Origin of the sequence: Bacteroides gallinarum DSM 18171 = JCM 13658 (assembly GCF_000374365.1) — a bacterium.
Lineage (GTDB): Bacteria > Bacteroidota > Bacteroidia > Bacteroidales > Bacteroidaceae > Bacteroides > Bacteroides gallinarum.
This window is the reverse complement of the sequence record NZ_KB894125.1, coordinates 1-23994: the sequence shown is the minus strand read 5'-3', so window position 1 is coordinate 23994 and position 23994 is coordinate 1. Positions and strand designations below refer to the sequence as shown.

The window sequence follows — 23994 nt, the reverse complement described above, 5'->3', positions numbered from 1 at the left end:
ACTGTTGGATTTTAAGTTAGAAATTTTGTGGTTTGATTCGATGGAAGTAGGTGATGTGCTTTTCCATGTCCTTGACAATCTTTACCTGTTCCGGATGGAAGTTGAGCCTCCGTTCCGTTACCGGAGCGTCTATCCTTTCCCATTCCGTAAGTGGATGGAACACATATTCCCGCCGGAAGCACCATACCACAATCTGGTCTTCCCGGTTGCCCTCGCATACCGTTCCTTCGTAGTCTCTCAGGAATTGTTGGAATTCGCATTCGTCACGAAAAGCGATATCAAAACCTTGATAGAGATTGCCGTTTTCCGACTCCTGCCTTTTGTTCAGGTAAAACTTCCGGTAGGTCTCGGTCGTGAAAATCCCGTATTTGGGATTGGGTTCGGCATAGAACCATAACGGCACTCTTGCGATGAATGTTACCGCCCCGTTGCCGCACGCTCCGCAATGTCCCCAGTCCTTGAACGCGCCTTCCGTCCATTTCAGGAATTTCAAGTCCTTCGGATTTACGGAATGGAATGCGCCTCCGCTGACGCTCAGGCGGATGTTTCCGTCCTCTTCCCAAACGAAAGGCACATACGGTTGTTCGCAGACGGAAAGATACCCTTCCTTCGCGTGCCTGTCATCAATAAGGGCGTGCCTGTAATAATCCCCGTGCTCGGTTACATATACCAGCCTGTCGCCGATTTGCGGTGTCACTTCCGAGCGGGTACGCTCGATGACTTCGACATAACGGTTGGCCATGTCCACATCTTTCTGTGTCAGCCAATGTTCATGGTCGTATGAAACATTCAATGGCTTGAGTGTTTCCACTGTGTACTTGTTCGTTGTTTTCTGTAACATAACATTTATTTTTGTCAGTCCGGCTTTCTGGGGCCGGAGTTCCCATAACTACAGGCTTTAAAAGGTCGTGTTCCGTACATGCAAGGTTGGCGGGAAAAATACCGAAGCCCTTCGGGGCGAGGATGATTTTTCCACGACACCCGGAGGGCTTGACCTTGCTTGTACGATAAGAACACGAGTTACCTTTGCCTGTGGTTATGGGGACTCGGCTGCGGTGTGCTTATCCTTTACGATACGGGATTACTCTATTAGATTATGGCCTTTATTGGCTGATTTTTCAAAAATAAATATTACCTTTGTGAGCGAGATAAGAGTTATTTGAAAGCATGAGAAATATGGCGGTCCTAAACAGTTAGTTTTTTTCTTATCCGTTGCCTGTTCTTGTGCGAGTCCTGTCTAATCTGTTGGTAGTCAAATAAAACTCCCCTGACTATAACAAATATACAAAAAAGCCAACTAATTCGCAATACTTTAAGTATGAATTAGTTGGCTAATTTTATTCTATTTACTGAATGTCCCGAAGTACACCGGTACATGCTGATGCAGCATGCCGGTACGTGCCGATACAACACGCCCGCGACATCATTCGAAAGACAGCGTGCCGAAGAAATCCGGGCAATGGAACATGGGACGTTCCAGCGCGATAGGACTCCAGGAAAGGAAATGGGGAGTGGGCAGTTTGTCACCGCATTTATAGAAATTGCCTTTCATCGTTTTGCCGTCCAATGAGTCCAGGGTATCCTTGAAGAAAGCGGAAACCGGGATAACCATTGTAAGCTCCCAGCTACACTCGCCGACACGCTCTCCGAATGGTTCCGTACCCAGCGAGCTCCAGCGCTTCACCATTGCCAGCACTTCCGAACTTGCCGCAGGACGGCGCTCGTTCACCGTACCTCCCTGAATCAGCAGCTTGCCCGCACAGTTGCACTCGAAGTTGTAATAGTTGTTATCGCCTCCGGGAGATACGAAGAATTCCACGCAGGCATCCTCCCAGACTGCTCCGTTGTCCTTATCGGCCACGGCACGCACAGCCGCTTCCTTTACCTTATAATGAAGCAGGATTTCCTTGCCCGTATGGGCTATGCGGAAGCTTACCTCGGGTTTGTAGGGATAGTCTTTCCAGTTTACCACGTCAATGGGATGAAACTCTATCTTGTTTTCGTCCAGCAAAGACGGTACAGCCTCACCCGAAGGTGAAGCCGTACACATAATCTTCTTTACAGACAAGCTCTTCGCATCCCGGGCTTCACAATGGCACAAACCTATCAGCAAAAGAGCGATGACTCCAAGAAGCCTGTTCATATAACCTTTCATCATAATGCCAGTCTTTTATTTCTTTACGGCAGCCTTGTCTGCAACTGCAACATCCCACCCGGATACGACGTCTCCGTAAAGGTAGAAGGTTACGTCAAAAGTAGTCTTGCTGTTGTTGTCCATAACCTGGTAGCAGCGTGTGGCATCGTAGGAGTCTACCTGTTTGTATTCGCCCAACACCAGCGGAGCAAGCTCTTTCTTGCCGGCGGCTTTGGCTATGATTTGCTGCATACGTTCCTGAAGCAGCTTCATGATGCCTTCATGCTTGAAGGGGTCGGGTTCGGCAATCGCCGGATAGGTGGCTTTTATCACCCCGCCATTGGCGGCACGTACTGCCTTGACACTGTCGGTATATGCCTTGAACTGCTTCCTTACCTCCGGAGAGCGCAGCCCCATGATAGTGAATACGGCAATGCCTTGCGCACCGTTGTTCAGGGCGGCATCCATACACTCGAACATCATCGGGCCGTCGGTGGCGGTCATACCACAGTACAGCGTAGTCATCTCGTTCTTGTCGCGTGCATTCTCCACCGTACAGTCGGCTATGAAGCTGGCATCGCCCGTGTAGAAGGTATGGTAGACCATTGGGAATACGATATCCAGGTTCCACTTGCCCCAGTCCTGGCGTACCATGCGCGACGCCATTTTCGGTGTGGGGAACGGGGATGCCGCCATGGTCTTACCGTAAGAGTGCACTACCTCGGCAATCATATTGGCTACTTCGGTTATCTGGTCGCAACGGAACTGGCGCCACTTCACGTCCAGGGAGGGGTCTTCCTGCTCGCGGGGGTCGTATCCGTACTGTTCCTTGAACTTCTTGAGCATTTCCGGATGATAGCCGTAATCCCACGCCGCATATTCGCGGTCTTGTACGATGCCGTAATGAGGCCACAGGGTGGTGGGAAGCACTACATCGACAAAGCGGTGATAATCGATAGCGATACCGTTCAGTCCTTCGACCTCGCAATAGGCTTTAATTTTCTCCTTGATGTACTCGCGGACTTCAGGCAATGCCGGGCAGAGGAATTTGTAATAGCCTACGTATGCCGTAGTGTCTGCCAGGCTCTTGCCATTGCGGTTTACACTGAGCCACTCGGGATGTTCTTTAAGAATTTTGTCGCGGTCGTGTTCCGGATTCATGCTCCACAGCCAGGCATATACCTCGATTCCATATTTATGGGCAATCGGTATGGCAACACGGTAATCGTCGGGCGTAGGCGCATTCAGCATAATTCCGTCCATGCCGATGTCGTTCATCACTTGGCAAATGGAGTCGAAATTCATGCCGGGGCGGTAGTCCAGCCATGTCCAGAACATCGGGTATTCCTTACCCGTCGTTTCTTTGGCTTTCTGCTGGCACGAGAACATGCCCGATGCAAGAAACAGCAGTAACAGTAGAGGTAAAAAGCTCTTTTTCATTCTATCTAAATTTTAAGTTTAACATGCAATTTTTCCATTACCCATGTAACGCCGATTACTACAAAGGCGAAACAGAGGCAGTTGATTAGCCCCATGAATCCGTGCGTAAACCAGTCCGGCAGGATAATGCCGGTTACGTCTGCAAATCCGTAGAACACGTAGGGCACGAGGTACGTGGTCAGCGTAGCTGTCCCGGCAGGCCGTATCAGGTTGAACCATGCCGTAACCCGGTGGCTGGCCAGGTAATCGAGCAGCGTATAGAGCGCCACAGAGATAGCGCTTACATAGAACACCCAGGGGGGAGTGCTGCCTATCTTGGCTACTATCCAGAAGTAGTGCGCCACTATGCCTGCCAGCAGAAGCAGGGTGGCAGCCAGCAGCCCGTTGCGTAGTTTCCACCCGCCGGCATTGCCGGCATAGCGGGCGCTGAGAATGGAAAGAATCATTCCGCCCATTGTAAAGGCGGGCAGCGCTCCGTTGCCGATATGCAGCACGCCCAACATGCCGTAGTAGAAGTTCTGCTCGGGGAAGGCAAGAATGGGCTCACCGCCGAATTCCTCGCGCAAAGGAGTACCCAACAGGCATATTAGGACAAAGGCTGCCCAGACCGGCAGCAGGAACTTCAACCGGTCGCGGCCGAAGAAGTAGATTACCGCGCATACCAGGTAAGTCCAGCCGATAGAGCCCAAGATTCCCCAGTAAGCACCGAACACCCCTCCTTTGGGATTGCGGAATGTGAATGCCAGGTAGAGGAGAACCAATACGCCGATTATCTTGAAGATGCGGAACAGGTTCTTCTGAGCTTCGGAGGCAGGCTTGGGGTACTGGTTCCATACGCCGATAAAGCCTATTGCCATTAGGAACCAGTAGACTCCAATAGGGTAAGGAGCTTCCGGCGAAAGCCGGAACTCCGAATTGGTAATGAAGGCTCCCATAACCAGCAGTGCGAAGGTGCGCGAAAGGATATGTCCCAAAGTGGACTCGGCAGAGAATCCTTTGGCATACCTGCGCTCAATGGCATAGGGTATGGACATGCCTACCGCAAACAGGAAGCAGGGGAACACGATATCCGCCAGCCCCATAAAGTCTTCGCCGTAGGTGGCATGTTCCAGCCAGTGGGGTACGCCATGCACTTTCCAGAAGTCGTTGACGAAAATCATAATGAACATCGTCAAGCCTCTCAGCATGTCGATAGCCGTGTTGCGCCTCGAATAGATTGTATTATCACCCATAGCGGTATTGCTTAAAATTCTGAAACCAACATCAACCACCTGGCTGCCGATGAGCCCCATACTTCTTTATAAGTAGCCGTATTGAACTGAGGCCAGTAAGGTGCGTCTTCGTTGAAATAGGACTGCATGCCCACGGGTATCTCTCCCACCGTTTCTCCGGGCAGCGCCGTATAGAGCTGCGTATAGTTGCTGCCTTCTCCGTAAATCATGGACTGGCCGAAAGGATTCTTGCCTACCACCCAGAAAAGCTGCTGCTCTGCAATGTCTTTCAGTTGTTTGTCTTTCAATATCCGGGCGCAGATAGCCGCTGCCTTGCCGGTAGACAGGTGTACGGCAATGTTGCCCTTGAACGAGAACCAAACCGGGAAGATGCGCAGGTAATGTTCTTTGTCCAGACGGACGCCATTTTCCAACTGTTCTTTGTAATCCTTTTCAGCACCGCTGCGGATACCTACTTGTACGGCATAGAAGTTCACGGAGTCTTTCACTTCGTCTTTATGGTATATGCCGCTCGGAACCATTCCATAGGGGTAGACGTATTGCATGATGTTCTTCAGGTAATCGCCGTAGAGTTTCATGGAATGTATCCACTGGTTGTAGTCGGCATGGCCGGGCTGTGTTTCGCAAAGGGCGGCAAGTGCCTCCATATAGGCGTAGTCGCGGGACTGGTGGGTATAGTGTACTATGGATTTCTTGGCAAGGTCGCGGTAGAAGAAGCCGCAGGTCTTGTTCTTGTCTTTCAGCGGCTCGGTGCGCTGGCATTGCAAGGTGTAGCGGATAGCTTTCACGGCTTCGTCGGCGTACTGCTGCTCGCCGGTAAGCTTATAGAGCATGCTGGCAGCCCATGAGATATTGGCATGGTACTGGCTTTCGGATGCCATGGCTGCATGTCCTCCTCCTTTCTTTACCAGCTCGGCAAAACCTAATTTGTTGAAACGTTCCATGGCATAGCCGAAGTCTTCCCGGGCTATCTTCTTCAGGTTCCCCTTGAGGGCTGCATCGTTTTCAATCATCATGGAGGCGTATGCTTCGATGCCTGCAAGCAGGAAGTTCTCGAGCGCTCCGTTATGTACCAATACTTCGCGGTAGCCGCTGTCATCGTCCGTACCTACCTTGCCGTCTGTCCAAAGGTTGGTTCCCCATGTCTGCGCACGGTATCCGTTACCCAGGCGGGTTTTCATCACATAGTCCATTCCCCACAGGGCTTCTTCCATTAAACGGTTGTACAAGCCGGTATTGCCTTTGTCTTTGGCGCGCTTGGCCATAGAGAGCAGGGAATAGGCTATCTCGCCCGTCTGCAATGTTTGCTGGGACATGTCGGCAGCGTCGTGCCAGCCTCCGTTTATCGGGATGATATGTCCGTCGTAGTTGGCATGCAGGTCGTTATGGCAAGCTCCGTGTTTTCCGGGAACGGGGTAACCGCAGCGTTCGCAGAACAGGAAGTTCACCATTCGCCATGCGGAGTCTTCCCATACGTCCTTATGGATATAGAAAGGTAGCGTGGTGACGTTTCCTACCTGGATAACGTACCGTCCTTGTGTCTTGAAGTCGGAGAAATCAATTGTCTCGAACTCTCCCAGACCGGTCTTTTCCTTGCGCACGGGGCCGGTATAGACGATAGCCTGCGTTACGGCATCTTTCAACTGGAACTGGCCGTTATGCTCCGCCACATTGACAATGGCGTTCTTAGCGCTTTCAGGACTGTAACCGGTAGTGGAAAAGATTATCCGGTTTTGTGCCGGCATCCAACCTTTCACGGTTTCGGGGTTTTCTACTTTCTGAAGTTCTACCGCATCTACGTCGAAACGTAATGAGTCGCCCATAGTGCGTTCTTTGCCGAAGACTTCGATTGCAAACGATATTTTGGTTACTTTATCGCGTGCCAGGCCGGACATCTCGACGAAGCATTCGTTCCACTGGTTGTTTTTCAGGTTGATTTCGTGATAACCTTCGCGCCCGTAAATATCGGGTACTTTGATTTCACCGTCGTTCTCTACGTAGAGGTTGAGGTAAATGCTGCGGGCGCCCTCGCAAGTGGGGTAAATATAGAATTTCAAACGGTTATAGTCTTCCCAGTTAGCTCCGCCTACATCGAAGGATGCCATACATGTGCCGCGTCCCAGCCCCCAGCCGAGTAACTTCTCGGGATGAGCCGGCGCTTCCAGGCGGAGGCTGTGCTGTCCGGACTTGCTGCGTTCGGTCGTCAGCCCTATTTTGCCGATGCCTTTATGCGACCATTTGGCGAAGTCTTCCATATCGCATAGCATTACGGACTCCAGCACTTTCTTTTTCAGGCCGAATGTTTCGAAGGCTTTCGTTTCGTCGAGCGGTAACGGACTGTGTACATAACCCGTACTGACGATATCTGCTTTCAGCTTTTCGTCAACCTGGGCATGAAGAAGAACGGACGGAGCACAGAGCAGGGCTATGGAGACTCCAACTGTTTTGATTGTATTTTTCATGATATAAAAAAGTATTTATCGGATTTAAAACCTAAAGATATAAATGGTCTTGTAAAAAGAGAGGTGTATCAAGAAATATTTTCCCCGGATTTAGTAAAAAGGACTCTTTCGATACACCTTCTCTTTCTGTGTTAAGTTAAAAAACGGTTTCGGTTATATATTGCTTTTATCCACATCCCAGAAGATGCGTGTAGCGCCATTGTCGTCACCGCCCAGTAATTGGACTGCCTGTGCGTAGCCTTCAGGGTTGTTGGTTACCTCATCCTGGATAAACGGGAGACGGCGTACGCCCAGTTCCGTGGGTATCACGCCCTGGCTGTTGTTCTGCCGGATTTGGAAAAGTTTAGGATAGCCCGTTCTGCGCCATTCGGCCCACGCATTCTTGCCTTCGGGGAAGCCGGCAATCCATTTTTGCGTGATAATCTTTTCCAGGCGTTCCTCGTCGCTGGTTGCATCGTCCCAGCAAGGAGTGATAGTAGAAGCGGCTGCAATATTGTTTTGCACGGCCAGGTTCCTGACTGTCTCGTCATCAGCGTAATCTGCCAAAGGGTCGGTGAAGTAGGCAGGTACGGCATGGCTATTCAGGTAGTCGCCCAGGGTAACTCCCCATTCATTGAAAGAGGCTTTTACGCCTTCTTCATAATATGACTTGGCTGTCCCTCCTCCCGTATTCCAGCCGCGTAAGGCTGCTTCCGCCAACAGGAAGTATGGCTCTGCCGAGGACATGATTACTCCCGGGGTGGTTGTCTCTACGTTGATATTGGAGATGACTGCCTTGTATTTGTCGGTCAGGATATCCAGGTCGGGAATTCCGGAACGGACGCCCAGTACCTCGTCTTTTTTGGCAATGCCGAACATCTCTAACCGGGGGTCGTCGAAGCCGCCCAATATGGACTTGATATTAGCGCTGATAAACATGTCATTGTACTCGATAGAGCAGGTGTACAGAGGGTGCATCCACTCGAATCCGGAAACGATGAATCCTTCTCCGCTTTTCAGCAAGCCTTGCGAGGCGGCGATAGCGGCTTCGCCTTCTTTCTTAGCCCAATCGGCATCGTACTTTACCACCCGGAGCGCCAGGCGGAGCCGTAAGGTGTTGCAGAGTTTCAGCCATTTGGTCAAATCGCCTTCATAGGCCATGTCGAAGTTGGCAAAAGACGCCACTTCGTCTTTCTTGGAGTACTCGTCCAGGATGCTGCTTGCTTCTGTCAGTTCCTCAAAGAAAAGCTTGTACGCGTCCTGTGCGGAATCATATGTACCGCCGGTTTTAGTCTCGCCGTATTTAGAATAGATGATAGGGCCGTATTCATCGACAACGCGCGACATGGCAAAAACTCTTAAGACTGTATTGATTGCGTTGAAGTGGGCATAGGTTTCCATACCCATTTCTTCGCATTTCTCCTTTATCTTCAACTGGTTAATCATTACATCGTCGTACATATATGCCCAAAACGTATCGGTCCAGGCACTGGGCAGTACGTAAGTCTGCGTATCGCGTCCTCCCAAAAAGACACTGGGGGTAGCCATATAGCCAGACCAGATGTCGGAAGTCAGGTTCTGTATAGTCTGGAAGTCCCAGCCGAATCCGCCTACATTATAATATATCGCTTTCTGCAAGGTGGGAAAATGCTGGCCGATATAGTTGTTGTCTTGTAACAATTCCTCATCCGAAACTCCATACGGGTCGGTATTCATGCCTTCGAATGCGTCTGTACAAGAAGACAATAAAGACACTGCGAATGCCGTAGAAATAATATATGATATTGCTTTTTTCATATTCTTCATAGTTAGAAATTGAGTTTAACATTAAATCCAAACGACCGTGTACTCGGTACGCCGAATACGTCTACTCCCTGCAGGGCATTTCCTACGGAAAGTGCGCCGTCCGGGTCATAAGGTGCATTGTTCTTGAAGAAGAACAAATTACGTCCGACCAGGGATATATCTGCCCCTTTTATCACTGGGATATTCGTAAACAGTTTCTTCGGCAGGCTGTATCCGAGGGACAACTCGCGCAAGCGGATGTTCGTTCCGTCGTAAACATAGTTCTCGGTAATACCGTCGCGTCCGCCGACTATCGTATAGAAGCCTTCGACATCCGTAATCTGCTTTCCGCCGAAGGGTACGTAACCGCGGTTACGGGCGTCGCCGGTTCTTTTGCTTACACCGTATTTGTCGAGCTCGGCCTCTGTAAGCGACATTACATCGCCTCCAAAACGCCCGTCGATAAGGAAGTACAAGGTAAATCCTTTATAGGAGAAGGTGTTCTGCCAACCCAGATTGAAGTCCGGCGAGGTGTTTCCGACCTTTTTCAAGTCTGACTCGTCTTTCAGCGGCAAACCGGCATCATCGTACAGATAGTTGCCTTGCTCGTCGCGCTGGAACGTATATCCGTAAATATCGCCGAATGAACCGCCTACTTCCAGGCGCATGCCGTAACCGCCGTTGCCGCCAAAGCTAAAATATCCCAAGCCGTCGGCCAGTTCCTCGACCGTATTGCGGTTCAAGGCAAAGTTTACAGAGGTTTTCCAACGGAAATCATTGGTAAGCACCGGGGTTCCTCCTAATACTACTTCAACGCCTTCGTTCTTAATGTCGCCTGCATTGACATAGTAAGTGGAATACTTGGAGCCCGAAGGGGCAGACAGAGAGAACAACTGGTTCTTCGTATGTGTCTGATAATAGGTCAGGTCTAATTCCAGCCTGCTGCCGAAGAAGCGCCACTCCGTACCGAATTCCAAGGAAGTGGTCATTTCCGGCTTCAGCTCGTCGAAAGGAGCCGTACTGTTGAAGCTGATGACTCCTCCTTTTCCTACTGAGTTCAACGGATTACTGCGGTATCTGGGCAGGCCGTTACCTACCTTCGACCATGCACCGCGTATCTTACCCAGGTCAATCCATTCGGGCAGGCGGAGTACGTCGTTCATTATCCATGTCAGGCCGACAGAGGGGTAGAAGAAACCTTTCTTCACGTATTTGGTGAATGCCAACGTGGAAGTCCAGTCGTTACGGGCGGTAACATCCAGGAACAGCCAGTCTCTGAAACCTAACTGTCCGGTAAAGAAGATAGCCTGTTCCTGCTCATGGTAGTTATCCAGCGAGGGAGTACTTGCATTCAGGTTGATGTTGCCTACATCGAAGATATTCGGATTGAACAGTCCGCCGCCAAAAGAGTCAAATCCCATGGATTTGCCGGTTTCGTCCTTGATGCTGGCTCCCAGGGCTGCATTGACGGAGAAGTTTTTGAATTGCTGCTGATAGCTCAGCATCAAATCGCCGTAGACATTCAGGTCATGGGACGAATCCGTAATAAAGCGTCCGTTGGTTCCTGCAATCGAGGTATCGGTTCCGGTGTACATTTTCATCTCGTATTCATCGGTTACGAAGTCGGCATTACCGCGCGCCTGAATGGTCAGGTAGTCATTCAGCTTAAAGGAGAGGCTCAGGTTGGCGATTGTCCTGTAACGTTTCCCGTCGTTGGGCAGCATGTTGAGAAGCCAGTACGGGTTTTGGTTAAAGCTGGTGGGGGTGGTATACCAGTTCTGCGTATACAGGTTGCGCTCCTTGTTCATTATCTTATAGTTGTTCTTATAGTAATCGAAGGATTCTCCTCCCTGTACTCCTCCCCGGGGGAACATATACAGGCCTACCAGCGGATTCAGGTAGAAACCTCCGGAGGAGGGGCGGTTCTTCATATCCTGGAACATCATGTTAACATTGGCGTCTACTTGCAGGCGCTTGTCAAAGAAGTTGGCGGTTTCACGGAAGTTGAAGTTGTGCTTGTTCAGGGAGTGTTTCTCCATAATGCCCCTGCCATAGGTATTGGCATACGAGAAATAGGTTTGCATCGCTTCCGAACCGGTACTCAATGTTAAAGAATTGATAGTGGTTATACCTGTCTGGAAGAAGTCGTCCGTATAGTCCGGGCTACCGCTAATGGCATCTCCCCAGCTCGAAGTCACTCCGCCATAGGAGTTCTGGAATTCCGGAATTCCATACGCCACATTTTCCCAGGTCGTATTGGAGTTGAAGGTGATGCTCGTACGGCCTTCCTTGCCTTTCTTGGTGGTAATCACTACAACGCCGTTAGCGGCAGAGCTACCGTACAAAGCGGCGGCGGCAGGGCCTTTCAAGATATTCATACTCTCGATGTCATCGGGGTTAAGGTTGGAAATACCGTCACCGCCGTCGCGGTTGCCCGCATCGTTGTTACCTCCGAGCGGGGTAGCGGTCTGGTCGTTGGACGAGCTGTTGATAGGCACACCGTCGATTACATACAACGGCTGGTTGCTGCCTGTTACTGAACGCGAACCGCGGATAGTCATCTTGACCGAGCCTCCTAAACCGGAAGAGCTTCTGATAATCTGCACGCCGGCCGTTTTACCTGCCAATGAATTAATCATGTTGGGGTCTTTCGCACGGGTCAGCTCATCTCCTCCCACGATTTGGGTAGAATAGGTCAGGGATTTTTCTTTTCTCTTGATACCCAATGCGGTTACCACTACTTCATCCAATTTCTGGCTGTCTTCTGTCAAGGTTACGTTGATGACACGCTGCGACCCTACCGCAACTTCTTCGGTCCGGTATCCTATGAAGGAGAATACCAGTACCGCTTCACCGGCAGGAACCGTTAACTGGTAGTTTCCGTCCAAATCGCTGATAGTTCCGTCCGAAGAACCTTTCACCTGGATTGTGACTCCCGGCATAGGGGCGTTCGTTGCATCGATTACTTTACCGGTTATCTTCACCGTTTTTTGGGTTACAGCCAGGTTTTCAGCCTTCTTGCCTGCCGACAGTACGATGTAGCTGCCTTCTATGGCAAACTCTATATCCGAATTATTGAACAGGTTATGCAAAACCTTATCCAAAGGCCTGTCAACGACACTGAGGGAGGTGTTGCGGTTTACATTTACATTCTTGTTGTATACGAACAGATAGTTGGACTGTTTCTCAATATCTCCCATTATATTAAGCAGAGCCACATTGGTCTTGTTAATCGTTATCAATGCTTTGGGGGCTTGTATACTTGCTGCATGTACTTTTACAACGCAGGCGGACAAAAAGAGAAAGGTTATTGTCATGACCTTGAAGAACATCCGGTCATGCAGTCTTTTTCGAAGTACTTTTTTTAAGGTGTGTTTTTCCATACATTTGTATGTTTTAATGATTATACAAAAAATATCAGTTAACAATAAGAAGATTGTTTCCCAATCTTCGGTTTCATTCTTTCCCCATAGGCTTAATGTATTATAAGTTAAAAATTATTTGATATAGATTACATTTCCGTCTTCCGAATACGTATAGGTGTATCCGACTTCTTTCTGCAATACTCTCAGCAGGTTGTCTATGCCGTCGGAGACACGGAACTTACCGCTGAAAGAGTGTTCGGGCAACGAAGGGTTTTCGATGAAGGTCTTTACTCCATAATATTTCTCTACACGTTTCATCAGTTCAACGAAACCTAAATCCTTAAAGCAAATAAGCCCTTCTTTCCACCGGTAAACATCGTAATCCGAAATATCGCTCACCAGCATCTTTCCCTGTGCGAAATTTACTTTATGCGCCGGATTGAGCCGTACTGTATTGGAGGGCTCCGCATTGTCCCTGACCTTAATCTTTCCTTCCATTAAAGCCGCCGAAAAACTATTTTCATCCTTATAGGCTTCTACATTGAATTTTGTTCCGGTAACTTCTACATCACAGATATGGGTATGTACGACAAACGGCTTTTGCTCGTTTGCAGAAACTTCGAAATATGCTTCGCCGTCCAAGCTGACATTGCGTATGTTATTTGTGAAAGATGACGGGTAAGTGAATGTAGACCCCGAATTAAGGCATACTTTAGTTCCGTCGGAAAGAAACAGATTTACGCGTTGTCCCGCAGGGACTATAACCGTATTGTCTGCCGCCTCCGAGGTACGGTATTGAATTTCAAGAAGCATATAGCTGGAAATGAAAGCCAGTAAAAGTACGGCTGCCCATTTAAGGGAACGTTTCATCAGTATCCTGAAACCGGACGTCGGACGCGCTTCTTCTATACACGGTTTCTCATCTGCCAACATTATGGCATCATAGAATGCGCGTTCTTTCAGTAAAACCTGTTGGTTGGCAGCATCTTCTTCCAACCAAGACTTTATGGCAATCTTCTCCGAATCAGAAGCTAATCCTGCAAAAAATTTATATAGGGTATCTTTTTCCATATTTGTTCCTTTTATATTAAAAGCAACTAAATATTTCCATACCCTAACCCATGCCGGTTGTTTTATTGTTAATTAATCTAAATGAGAGGAGTTCAAGTAAATCAGATAGATAGGAAAATAGTCTCTTAAGACGATGCGTAATATCTTCAGGGCTCTGGTAATATGGTATTCCACAGCTTTAACAGAAACGCCCAACTGCACTGCGATTTCTTTATTGGACTGTAACTGGTAGCGGCTTCTCAATAGGATATTGCGGGTTTGTTCCGGCATAGAACGGAGTGCTTTCTGCACCAATGCCTGAATTTCATCAGACAATAACTTTTCCGGCTCGCATCCTTCCAAAGTGCTTATCTTAAGCCTGAGCTCCCACTCGCCCAAAGACTGGAAACTGCACTTGGCTTGTTCTTCCAAAGCCTGGTGTTTCAGGTAGTTGATACATTTATGCTTTATGACGGTCAATAAATAGGCCGAAATATTTTGTTCGACAACAACTTGCTTATGTTCCCAATAGTACATGAATGTGTCGCTGACAATATCCTCCGCAACTTCGTTTTCGACTACATAGCTTTTTGCGAAACGGATGAAACGCCGGTTATATTTCTCATATAGTCGGTTAAATGTAAGAGTGTGTTCTATCGGGGAGGACATAGAGAAACAAAATATTTAATCGTGCTAATTAATTTTATGTAACAAATATATAATTATCAATTAAGAAAACAAAGAAAAAGAAAACAAATTTTTCTAATTTAAACTGTCGAAAAATAATTATATCAATGCAATGAATACGAATTGCTTACATAGCATCCAAGACAATATAAGCCTCATATATACCAACAATGAAAAAAGAAAGAATACTGTATCTAAAGAGTACAAACAGCTCTTTTATATATAACAGGCAAGTAAATAACAAAGAAAAATAAAGACATATTCTATCCCTGTCCGATTCAGTTACTTGCAGTCCGCATATCTTGAAAAGGGGCTGAAACATATAGGAAAAATTATTCCCCGAGAAATTCAAAACCGGATATTACCGACAGGAACTGTTGTTTTTGCGCATAAACGCTTTCGATGCCGGGTTACCCAAAGTATCCAATTACCATGGAACTGAAGAATGCCATTCTACATAACCGGAATACTTTATTCATAAAGAATCCTTTCCTATGAACCGGAAGTATAAAGACTATAAAAATGGTATGTGCAATGGACTTCGAATAGCCATACACATACCACCTTATTTTTAGAGACCCGATAAGAGTATTTCTCAAAAAACGTATTTCGATATTCTTTCTCCTCTTACCGTTTCAACCGGCTTACTCATCTTCCAAAGATTCCGTATATTCCATTTCACCTTGTACGATGAAAAGGATTTCATCCGGATTATAATCGCCCATTTCGTCTTTATGGGCTTCCTTGACGATGTAGTCCACGATTTTTTCCAAATCGACTTCGATATATCCGTCACCGTCGGGCTGCACATCGAGGATGCCGCTTTCGGAATAGTACTCGTCAATCAAATCGAGGAAATAATAGAACTCGTCGTCTGAGAATTTCTCTTTCAACTCCTGCGGCAAATAGTTTTTGATGTACTCGATAGTCTTTTCGTCATCGAGGTCATTTTTCAAAAAATCGTCTTCCAGTCCCATAGCTTTATTTTTAAAGGATTATAATAACGCTTCTATCTTTTGCACATAAGTCGGCTTGGGGGCGGAACCTACCTGCTTGTCTACCAGTTCTCCGTTCTTGAAGAACAATACGGTAGGAATGTTGCGGATACCGTACTCGGCAGCTACATCGCCGTTATCATCCACATCGCATTTGCCGATAAGCACTTTGCCTTCGTATTCGCCGGCCAGCTCTTCGATGATAGGACCTACCATTTTGCAAGGTCCGCACCACGGAGCCCAAAAGTCTATTACCACAGGTTTGCCTTCTGCCAAGATTTCCTTGAAATTGTTGTCTGTAATTTCTAATGCCATTTCTTTTAAATATTAAGTTTGAATATCGATTCGCAACAGTACGGCAACGCGCTTTATACGCTTACCGTTATCAGTGAAGCAAAGATAATTAATTTATCCGAAACTCAAGCTCCGGACGTTCTTTTAAATAAGAGATAAGCTCGCGCCCTACGGATAGCTTTACGGGGCGCGACACCAGGTCTACGGTCATCTTATTCTCCGGGTCGGTTACCTTGAAATAGAGTTCCGTAGTTCCGGGACGGGTTTTCGTCAACTCAGCCAGCTCCGTAACCAGCGCCTTGTTCAGTACACTGAGCGGGATAAGAATCGTTATCTTCTCTATCAGTTTCTCCTTTACGTCGGGAAGCAGTTCCATAGAGGTAATCTTCAATTCCAGTTCGTCCTGCCGCCACTGCCTGGGCTGGCAACGTGCTTTGATGTAAAGGAAAGTACGTTCGCCCAGATATCCCTGGTAGGTTACCCAGTCGTTACCGAAGAAGGGCAGCTCCGCCGAACCGGAATAGTCTTCTATCTTGGCAATGCCGTACGGATTGCCATTTTTACTGATGCCCCGGCGTACGGAGGTGACGATGCCTCCCATAGTGATTTCACGTCCTACAAGGGCTGTCTTGTCTTCCAACTCTGCCATGCGGGTATTACAAACATGTTCCAGCACAACGGAATATTCGTCCAGCGGGTGGGCGGAGAGATAGATACCCACCAAATCGCGCTCCTTGTTCAGCCGGTCGAGGTCGCTCCAACGCTCTGCCGGAAGAATTTCGGGGGTAGCGATATCCACTACGTTCTCGCCGCCGAACAAAGAGTTGACCGCCGCAGCCTTGTCCGCCTGGTAGCGGTTGCCGTAACGTACCAATGTCTCGATAAAGACTTCGTTCTTGGCGTTGACGGCGAAATACTGTTCGCGTTTCAACTCGGAGAAACTATCGAAACCTCCGGCAAGGGCAAGGCATTCCAGGTTCTTCTTGTTACAGGCATTCAGGTTGACGCGCTGTACGAAGTCGAAAATACCTTTATACGGGCCGTTCTTCTCGCGTTCTTCCATGATACTCTGCACCGCTCCTTCGCCCACGCCTTTCACGGCTCCCAGCCCGAAACGGATATTGCCTTCGGGGTTGACAGTAAATTTCAGGTTCGATTCGTTGACATCCGGTCCGAGTACCTTGATGCCCATCGACTTACATTCGTCCATGAGCTTGGTAATGGTCGTTATGTCGGACAAGCTTCGGCTCATCACAGCGGCCATGTATTCCGCCGGATAGTTGGCTTTCAGGAAAGCTGTCTGATAAGCTACCCATGAATAGCAGGTGGCATGCGACTTGTTGAAGGCATAAGATGCAAATTTTTCCCAGTCCGTCCAAATCTTTTCGAGTACCTTCGGGTCGTGCCCGTTCTTCTGCCCGCCTGCGATGAACTTCGGTTTCATATGGTCCAGCTTGTCACGCAGTTTCTTACCCATTGCCTTACGCAGGGCATCGGACTCGCCACGGGTGAAGTCGGCCAGCAAACGGGACAGAAGCATCACCTGCTCCTGATAGACGGTAATGCCGTACGTGTCTTTCAGGTACTTCTCCATAATGGGAATATCGTACTCGATAGGCTTGCGTCCCCACTTACGGTCGATGAAGTCCGGAATATAGTCCATAGGTCCCGGACGATAGAGGGCGTTCATGGCAATCAAATCCTCGAACGTACCCGGCTGCAATTCGCGCAGGTATTTCTGCATACCGGTGGACTCGAACTGGAATGTTCCGATAGTCCGTCCGTCGCAGTATAACTTATAGGTAGCGGGGTCGGTAATGGAAATCTTGTCGATATCCAATGCCAGCCCCCGGTGTAAACGTACATTTTCAACGGCTTCCTTGATAATCGAAAGGGTTTTCAACCCCAGGAAGTCCATTTTAATCAACCCTGTATCTTCAATGACAGAACCTTCGTACTGGGTAACGAGCATCTTCTCGCCGGTTTCCTTATCGTCCGCCGTACTTACGGGAACCCAGTCGGTAATATCGTCGCGGCAGATAATCGTACCGCAGGCGTGTACGCCTGTACCGCGCACATTGCCTTCCAGCATCTTGGCGTATTTCAGCGTATCGCGCACCAACGGGTCGGATGAGGCTTCCGCCGCTTGCAGTTCGGGCACATAAGCTATGGCATTGGGCAGGTTCAGCTTCTTGTCGGGGATTTTATCAGGAACCAATTTTGCCAGGCGGTCGGACTCCGGCAGAGGCAACTTCTGTACACGGGCAACGTCCTTGATAACCATTTTGGTTGCCATAGTACCGTAGGTGATGATATGCGCCACCTTCTCTTGTCCGTACTTTTCCGTTACCCAGCGCAACACCTCACCGCGGCCGTCGTCATCGAAGTCCACATCGATATCGGGCAAGGAGATACGGTCGGGATTGAGGAAACGCTCGAACAGCAGGTCGTACTGGATAGGGTCTATCTTGGTAATGCCCAGGCAGTAGGCTACTGCCGAACCGGCAGCCGAACCACGTCCCGGCCCTACCGAAACGCCCAGTTGCGTACGGGCGGCATTGATAAAGTCCTGCACAATCAGGAAGTAACCGGGAAAACCCATTGTCTTCATGATGTACAGCTCGAACACCAGGCGTTCTTTTATTTCGTCCGACAGCGGGTCGCCGTAAAGCCGCTTAGCGCCGTCGAATGCCAATTTGGCAAGATAATCGGCTTCCAACTTGATACGGTAGAGCTTTTCATAACCGCCCAGACGCTTAATCTTGGCTTTGGCGGCTTCTTCGTCCAAAACGACTTTCCCATTCTCGTCCTGCGTAAATTCATCGAACAAGTCTTTCTCCGTATATTTCTTCCGGTATTCTTCTTCCGTACCGAAGTCTTCGGGAATGGCGAACGTGGGCATGATAGGTGCATGGTCGATAGAGTAGTATTCTACCTTGTCCAGAATTTCCAGGGTATTGGAAAGCGCTTCGGGAACATCGGCGAAGAGCTCGTTCATCTCCGCCTTCGTTTTCATCCACTCCTGTTTGGTGTAGAGCATGCGGCTGGGGTCGTCCAGGTCTTTGCCTGTACTCAGGCAGATAAGGCGGTCGTGCGCCTCGGCATTCTCCTCGTCCACGAAATGGACGTCGTTGGAACAGATTACTTTAATATTGTATTTCTTGGCATATTCCAGCAGCTTGGCATTGGCTTTCTGCTGCAAGGGAAAGGCTTCACGGTTAGCCCTGATTGTAGGGTCTTTCACCTCATGGCGCTGTAATTCCAGGTAGTAGTCGTCTCCAAAAAGGTTCTTGTACCAGCGGATAGCTTCCTCGGCTTCTTCCAACTGGTCGTTGATAATTCTTTTAGGAACCTCGCCGCCGATACAGGCAGAACAGACAATCAGCCCTTCATGGTATTTCTCCAATTCATTACGGTCGGTACGCGGACGCATATAGTATCCCATTGTCCATGCACGGGACACCAGCTTTATGAGATTATGATAGCCTTTCTCGTTCTTCGCCAATACTATCAGGTGATAACCGCTCTGGTCGGGTTTGCCTTCTTTCTTGTCCATGGTACGGCGTGCCACATACATTTCGCAACCGATGATAGGTTTGAACAGCTTGTTTTCGGCTTCCGTAATCTTCGCCTTGCATGCCGCTATCTCCGCCTCCTTGTCCTCGCATGCTATCTCGCCGCTCTCTATGCCGGCAATCCGTTTCTTAAGGTCTTTAATCTCTCCCTTCGGACCGCTGTTCTTCTTATTAACATAGTTGGTAAACTCTTTGATACCGAACATATTACCATGGTCGGTCACGGCAATACCTTTCATTCCGTCCTTCATCGCCTTGTCTACCAGCCGGCTCACGCTTGCCTGGCCGTCGAGGAGCGAATACTGGGTATGTACGTGCAAATGAACAAAATCCTGCATAAATGTATCCTTTCTATAAGTGAGCATAAAGGTACGACCTATGCAATATCTAACAAAGATATTCCTCAAAAAGTTATCAACACCTGCAATTCTACGACCAATTTCTTGTTAGATTTTCAAAATAAGCCTATTTTTGCAGATAATTTGCATCAGAAGATAAAACAAAATACATGGGTCGACTAAAAAAATTAAAGAAAATACGTATCCACCGTGAAGGGACGCATACACTGGCAGGCAGCCTGGTGCTGCTGCTCGCCGTAAACGCCGGGCTTTACTTCGGCCTGGAGTGTAAGGCTCCTTTCTACGTAGCGGCAGTCATCAGCCTTGTGGTTTATGGCATCTTAGTAAACTTCTTCCGCTGCCCTATACGTTTGTTCGGCCAGGAAGATACCGAGAAAATCGTGGTTGCCCCTGCTGACGGGAAAATCGTAGTCATAGAGGAAGTCGAAGAAACCGAATATTTCCATGACCGCCGTATCATGGTTTCCATATTCATGAGCCTGGTCAACGTACATGCCAACTGGTATCCCGTAGACGGAACCGTGAAATTGGTATCCCACCAGAACGGCAAGTTCATGAAGGCATGGTTGCCCAAAGCAAGTACCGACAACGAACGCTCGACCGTAGTTATCGAAACTCCCGAAGGCGTGGAAATCATGGCACGCCAGATTGCAGGCGCCATGGCACGCCGTATCGTTACTTATGCCGAACCGGGCGAAGAATGTTATATCGACGAACATATGGGTTTCATCAAATTCGGCTCCCGCGTGGATGTATTCCTCCCGCTGGGTACGGAAGTGCTTGTAAAACTCGGACAACTGACTACCGGCAACCAGACCGTGATAGCAAAACTTAAATGACAATGGCAAACCGTATCACCCGTTCCATACCCAATACCTTAACCTGCCTGAACTTATTCTCCGGGTGTATCGCCTGTGTCATGGCTTTTGAAGCCGATTACAACCTGGCGCTCGTATTCATTATCCTCAGCGCCGTATTCGATTTCTTCGACGGTATGATGGCACGCCTGCTGAATGCACACTCGCCTATCGGAAAAGATTTGGACTCTTTGGCGGATGATGTCAGTTTCGGGGTGGCTCCTTCATTGGTGGTGTTCTCACTGTTCAAAGAAATGTATTATCCGGCATCCATGGAGTTCATCGCCCCCTATATGCCGTATGCCGCATTCCTCATATCCGTATTCTCGGCACTGCGTTTGGCTAAGTTCAATAACGATACCCGCCAGACGAGTTCCTTCATCGGAGTGCCGGTTCCGGCCAATGCCCTTTTCTGGGCATCGTTAGTGGCAGGAATGCACCCTGTGCTCCTCTCCGAAAACTTCAATCCCCCTTACTTGCTGGTGCTGGTTTGCCTGTTCTCATGGCTGCTGGTGTCGGAGATACCGATGTTTTCGCTGAAGTTCAAGAATCTCTCATGGAAAGACAATAAAATAAGTTTCATTTTCCTGATTGTCTGCATTCCACTTCTTGTTTTTTTAAAGGTCAGCGGCTTTGCAGCAGTGATTGTATGGTACATCCTACTATCGCTCCTAACGGGGAAAAGTAAGTAAACATTTTCTTGGCACGGTTGTTGTACTATCGTTCGCAGAAAACGAACACATAAAAAGACATTAGCCCATGTTTCATTTCTTAGGTTTCTTATTTATCATCCTAATCGCTATCCTGTTCATCGGACTTAGCATTATAGGCACTGTTATCCGGGGGGTATTCGGACTGGGCAGACGCCGTTCATCGAATACTTACCAAAATGGCAATGGAAATTACCAATCAGAAAGGGAGTACTCTTCCAACGAAAGGCAACAATCCGACCGCACATCCCATGAAGCGCCGAGAGCCTCCCGAGAAACCGCACATGCCAAACATAAAAAACTGTTCTCTAAAGATGAAGGAGAATACGTAGACTTCGAGGAAATCAAAGAAGAGTAGAAATACATCTACTCATTTACGCCTCGCTGCAAAGAAATCTTTCATCAACGCCGCACATTCATCTGCAAGCACTCCCTTTACAACCACCGTTTTAGGATGCAATGCCTGCGGTGCATAGCGCTGATACCCCCGTTTCTCGTCTTCCGCACCAAATACCAAGCGCCCCATTTGCGCCCAAGCAATGGCTCCGGCACACATCACACAAGGTTCAACGGTTACATAAAGGCTGCATTCATTCAGGTATTTACCGCCCAGGGTTGCAGCAGCAGCTGTGATAGCCTGCATTTCGGCATGGGCGGTGACATCGGTCAGCGTTTCGGTCAGGTTATGCGCACGGGCAATGATGCGGTCTTTACAGACAACAACCGCCCCTACAGGAACTTCGCCCCGTTCTCCCGCCTTCCGCGCTTCGGCAAGCGCCTGCTTCATATAATCCGTATCCGTCATCCGTTACTTCCGCCGTTTTAATCCGTTTTACATCATCGTTACACTACTTCCTTATCTCCGCATATCATGCTCACCGAACAAAGTAGGATAATCTTCTTCCATATTCTTATGGATAAACATGAGAATAGTTTCCCTCAACCAGCGCGATTTGTTCGTTATCTTATACTTCTCCAGATAACGGTCTACAATCCGCAGCTCTTCCTCGCTCATCAGGCACACCATGCGCTGTTCGCGTTTCGGCTCTTCGGGTGTCGCTTTCGCACACGTTTTATCTCTCTTTCTCATATTTCCTTGCAAAATTAGTTTTACTTCTGTAAAAACAAAACAGAAAAAACGTATTTTTGTACTGAAAGAAAGAAAATCGTACTATGGCAATACATAATGCCCTGGGAAAAGCAGGAGAAGACGCAGCAGCAGCCTATCTGGAAGACAACGGATATGCGATACGCGACCGGAACTGGCGGAAAAACCGCCTGGAACTGGACATCGTTGCCACCAAAGACGGCGAGCTGGTAATCATAGAAGTAAAAACCCGGAGCAGTACGGAGTATATCGAGCCGCAAGATGCCGTCAACTGGCAGAAAATACGCCATATTGTCGTAGCGGCCGATGCCTATGTCAAGCATTTCCGTATCGATGCTCCCGTACGTTTCGATATCATTACGGCAGTGGGCGATACGGAAACTTTCAGGATAGAGCACATCAAAGAAGCCTTTTATCCGCCTATGTTTTGAGAACAGAGAACAGAAAACAAAAAATACCGATAACCGTCGATACACCATGAATATAGAAGAAGCCCGTGAATATTGCCTCAGTAAAAAGGCTGCGACCGAAGATACTCCCTTCGGTGAGGATTTTCTCGTTATCCGAGTAATGGGAAAGATGTTTCTATGCATCAACCTCAACACACCAGACCGTATCACAATGAAATGCGACCCGGAATACGCACTGGAGCTGCGCGACCATTACAATGCCATTGAAGGCGCCTGGCACTTCAACAAGAAATATTGGAACCAGGTATTCCTCGACCGGGACGCAGACGATAAGCTGATAAAACAACTGATAGACCATTCCTACGAAGAAGTAATCAAGAAGTTCACTAAAAAGATGCGCAACGAATATGAAGCACTGCCCTGAAACGTTTCCCTATCCGCTGATTACACTGAACGAGACAGACTCCACCAACCGGCACATCAGCCAGTTATGCAACAGTTCGCAAGAACCCGTTGCCGAATTCACCACGGTAACAGCCGAATTCCAAAGTGCAGGAAAAGGCCAGCGCGGTAACACCTGGGAATCGGAAAGGGGAAAGAACCTGCTTTTCAGCCTCGTCCTCTACCCTACCTTTCTGGAAGCCCGCCGCCAGTTCATCTTATCGCAAATCGTTTCCCTCTCCATTAAGGAAGAATTAAGCCGGTGGTCAGACGAGATTACGATAAAATGGCCGAACGACATTTACTGGAAAGACAAAAAGATATGCGGCATATTGATAGAGAACGACCTTTCCGGCCATTTCATCGGACGCAGCATATCCGGTATCGGAATCAACATCAACCAGGATGAGTTTCACAGCGATGCTCCCAACCCGGTATCCCTAAAACAAATTACCGGCAAAGAGCACGACCGTTATGAAATACTGGCACACATCCTGCAACGCATACAAACTTATTATAACGGTCTGCAAACGGAAAAGCACAGTACCTACGCAGCTGAAATAGGCGCCCGCTACGCCCGTTCCCTTTTCCGCCGGAGGGGTTTTCATCCCTATGAAGACGCCGGAGGAAAATTCTCCGCCCGCCTGCTCCGGGTAGAACAAGACGGGCGGTTCGTGCTGGAAGACGAAAACGGGCAAGAGCGAGAGTACCTGTTCAAAGAAGTACAATACATCATCTGACCGGGCAATCCGGTAAAACAACATCACCGGCTGCAAAATAATATCTTATCAAGGAATAGAAAACATGAAGATAAGGCACAATAGTGCACCGCAACTCCGGACAAAAGTCCGGGCAACGGAATGCTTGCCATACGTTTAGAAGCCAGCATAGAGAACATAGAGAACAAAGAAAACAGAAAACAGAATACAGAATACAGAAAAAACAAAGAAGAGAGAGAAAACAAAGAAAAAGAAAAACAGGGACATTCAGTAAATAATATAAAATCAGCCAACTAATTCATACACAAAATATTGCGAATTAGCTGGCTTTTTTGTATCTTTAGGTATTCCCCCGCAAATAAGGTTTGAAGGCCAAAACGGGGGAAATTCCC

General features: G+C 48.3%; 21 protein-coding genes. 7 read left to right on the top strand and 14 right to left on the bottom strand.

The window, feature by feature from the left end:
• Positions 1 to 16: 16 nt before the first annotated feature.
• The 12 genes from C233_RS0107600 to dnaE all read right to left on the bottom strand — a co-directional run bounded on the left by C233_RS0107600 (position 17) and on the right by dnaE (position 19336).
• Entirely contained in the window at positions 17 to 841 is an 825-nt protein-coding gene (locus C233_RS0107600; protein ID WP_018666997.1) for a DUF4121 family protein, read from the bottom strand.
• 582 nt (positions 842 to 1423) lie between these two features.
• Complete coding sequence (locus C233_RS0107595; protein WP_034777766.1) at positions 1424 to 2143, bottom strand: carbohydrate-binding family 9-like protein; 720 nt, start codon at positions 2141 to 2143, stop codon at positions 1424 to 1426.
• A 27-nt stretch (positions 2144 to 2170) separates the two neighbouring features.
• Positions 2171 to 3574, bottom strand: coding sequence for a glycoside hydrolase family protein (locus C233_RS0107590; protein ID WP_018666995.1), 1404 nt, complete (start codon positions 3572 to 3574; stop codon positions 2171 to 2173).
• A 5-nt stretch (positions 3575 to 3579) separates the two neighbouring features.
• Positions 3580 to 4806: a DUF5009 domain-containing protein gene (locus tag C233_RS0107585; protein WP_018666994.1), complete on the bottom strand. Its 1227-nt coding sequence runs from the start codon at positions 4804 to 4806 to the stop codon at positions 3580 to 3582.
• Between the two features lie 11 nt (positions 4807 to 4817).
• Positions 4818 to 7268, bottom strand: coding sequence for a glycoside hydrolase family 9 protein (locus C233_RS0107580; RefSeq protein WP_018666993.1), 2451 nt, complete (start codon positions 7266 to 7268; stop codon positions 4818 to 4820).
• Positions 7269 to 7421: 153 nt separating this feature from the next.
• Positions 7422 to 9044: a SusD/RagB family nutrient-binding outer membrane lipoprotein gene (locus C233_RS0107575; RefSeq protein WP_025068851.1), complete on the bottom strand. Its 1623-nt coding sequence runs from the start codon at positions 9042 to 9044 to the stop codon at positions 7422 to 7424.
• Between the two features lie 11 nt (positions 9045 to 9055).
• Positions 9056 to 12349, bottom strand: a complete 3294-nt coding sequence (locus C233_RS0107570; RefSeq protein WP_026314785.1) for a SusC/RagA family TonB-linked outer membrane protein — start codon at positions 12347 to 12349, stop codon at positions 9056 to 9058.
• A gap of 180 nt (positions 12350 to 12529) precedes the next feature.
• Positions 12530 to 13468 (bottom strand): FecR family protein, encoded by a 939-nt coding sequence (locus C233_RS0107565; RefSeq protein WP_018666990.1) that lies wholly within the window; start codon positions 13466 to 13468, stop codon positions 12530 to 12532.
• A 72-nt stretch (positions 13469 to 13540) separates the two neighbouring features.
• Positions 13541 to 14116: an RNA polymerase sigma-70 factor gene (locus tag C233_RS0107560; RefSeq protein ID WP_018666989.1), complete on the bottom strand. Its 576-nt coding sequence runs from the start codon at positions 14114 to 14116 to the stop codon at positions 13541 to 13543.
• Between the two features lie 662 nt (positions 14117 to 14778).
• Positions 14779 to 15111 (bottom strand): hypothetical protein, encoded by a 333-nt coding sequence (locus C233_RS0107550; protein ID WP_018666988.1) that lies wholly within the window; start codon positions 15109 to 15111, stop codon positions 14779 to 14781.
• A gap of 18 nt (positions 15112 to 15129) precedes the next feature.
• Complete coding sequence (trxA, locus tag C233_RS0107545; protein ID WP_018666987.1) at positions 15130 to 15444, bottom strand: thioredoxin; 315 nt, start codon at positions 15442 to 15444, stop codon at positions 15130 to 15132.
• Between the two features lie 88 nt (positions 15445 to 15532).
• Positions 15533 to 19336: a DNA polymerase III subunit alpha gene (gene dnaE, locus C233_RS0107540; RefSeq protein ID WP_018666986.1), complete on the bottom strand. Its 3804-nt coding sequence runs from the start codon at positions 19334 to 19336 to the stop codon at positions 15533 to 15535.
• A 170-nt stretch (positions 19337 to 19506) separates the two neighbouring features.
• Here dnaE and C233_RS0107530 point away from each other — a divergent pair, with 170 nt between their 5' ends.
• From C233_RS0107530 to C233_RS0107520, 3 genes are all read left to right on the top strand, one after another.
• On the top strand, positions 19507 to 20196 hold the full coding sequence (locus C233_RS0107530; RefSeq protein ID WP_018666985.1) for a phosphatidylserine decarboxylase family protein: 690 nt from the start codon (positions 19507 to 19509) through the stop codon (positions 20194 to 20196).
• 2 nt (positions 20197 to 20198) lie between these two features.
• On the top strand, positions 20199 to 20906 hold the full coding sequence (gene pssA, locus C233_RS0107525) for a CDP-diacylglycerol--serine O-phosphatidyltransferase (protein WP_025068850.1): 708 nt from the start codon (positions 20199 to 20201) through the stop codon (positions 20904 to 20906).
• A 67-nt stretch (positions 20907 to 20973) separates the two neighbouring features.
• Positions 20974 to 21282 carry a DUF4834 family protein gene (locus C233_RS0107520; RefSeq protein ID WP_018666983.1) on the top strand — a complete coding sequence of 103 codons (309 nt, stop codon included), beginning with the start codon at positions 20974 to 20976 and terminating at the stop codon, positions 21280 to 21282.
• A 12-nt stretch (positions 21283 to 21294) separates the two neighbouring features.
• Here C233_RS0107520 and C233_RS0107515 read toward each other — a convergent pair whose 3' ends face one another.
• Both C233_RS0107515 and C233_RS0107510 read right to left on the bottom strand, forming a co-directional pair.
• Positions 21295 to 21729 carry a nucleoside deaminase gene (locus tag C233_RS0107515; protein WP_018666982.1) on the bottom strand — a complete coding sequence of 145 codons (435 nt, stop codon included), beginning with the start codon at positions 21727 to 21729 and terminating at the stop codon, positions 21295 to 21297.
• 51 nt (positions 21730 to 21780) lie between these two features.
• Positions 21781 to 22014: a hypothetical protein gene (locus C233_RS0107510; RefSeq protein WP_004293731.1), complete on the bottom strand. Its 234-nt coding sequence runs from the start codon at positions 22012 to 22014 to the stop codon at positions 21781 to 21783.
• A gap of 83 nt (positions 22015 to 22097) precedes the next feature.
• Between C233_RS0107510 and C233_RS0107505 the strand changes: the two genes are divergently transcribed.
• The 4 genes from C233_RS0107505 to C233_RS24045 all read left to right on the top strand — a co-directional run bounded on the left by C233_RS0107505 (position 22098) and on the right by C233_RS24045 (position 23899).
• Positions 22098 to 22463: a YraN family protein gene (locus C233_RS0107505; protein ID WP_018666981.1), complete on the top strand. Its 366-nt coding sequence runs from the start codon at positions 22098 to 22100 to the stop codon at positions 22461 to 22463.
• Between the two features lie 46 nt (positions 22464 to 22509).
• Positions 22510 to 22866: an MmcQ/YjbR family DNA-binding protein gene (locus C233_RS0107500; protein ID WP_018666980.1), complete on the top strand. Its 357-nt coding sequence runs from the start codon at positions 22510 to 22512 to the stop codon at positions 22864 to 22866.
• Positions 22850 to 23623 carry a biotin--[acetyl-CoA-carboxylase] ligase gene (locus C233_RS0107495; protein WP_018666979.1) on the top strand — a complete coding sequence of 258 codons (774 nt, stop codon included), beginning with the start codon at positions 22850 to 22852 and terminating at the stop codon, positions 23621 to 23623. The genes C233_RS0107500 and C233_RS0107495 overlap by 17 nt, the downstream gene beginning before the upstream one ends.
• A gap of 120 nt (positions 23624 to 23743) precedes the next feature.
• Positions 23744 to 23899, top strand: a complete 156-nt coding sequence (locus C233_RS24045) for a hypothetical protein (RefSeq protein ID WP_018666978.1) — start codon at positions 23744 to 23746, stop codon at positions 23897 to 23899.
• The last annotated feature ends 95 nt before the right edge of the window (positions 23900 to 23994 follow it).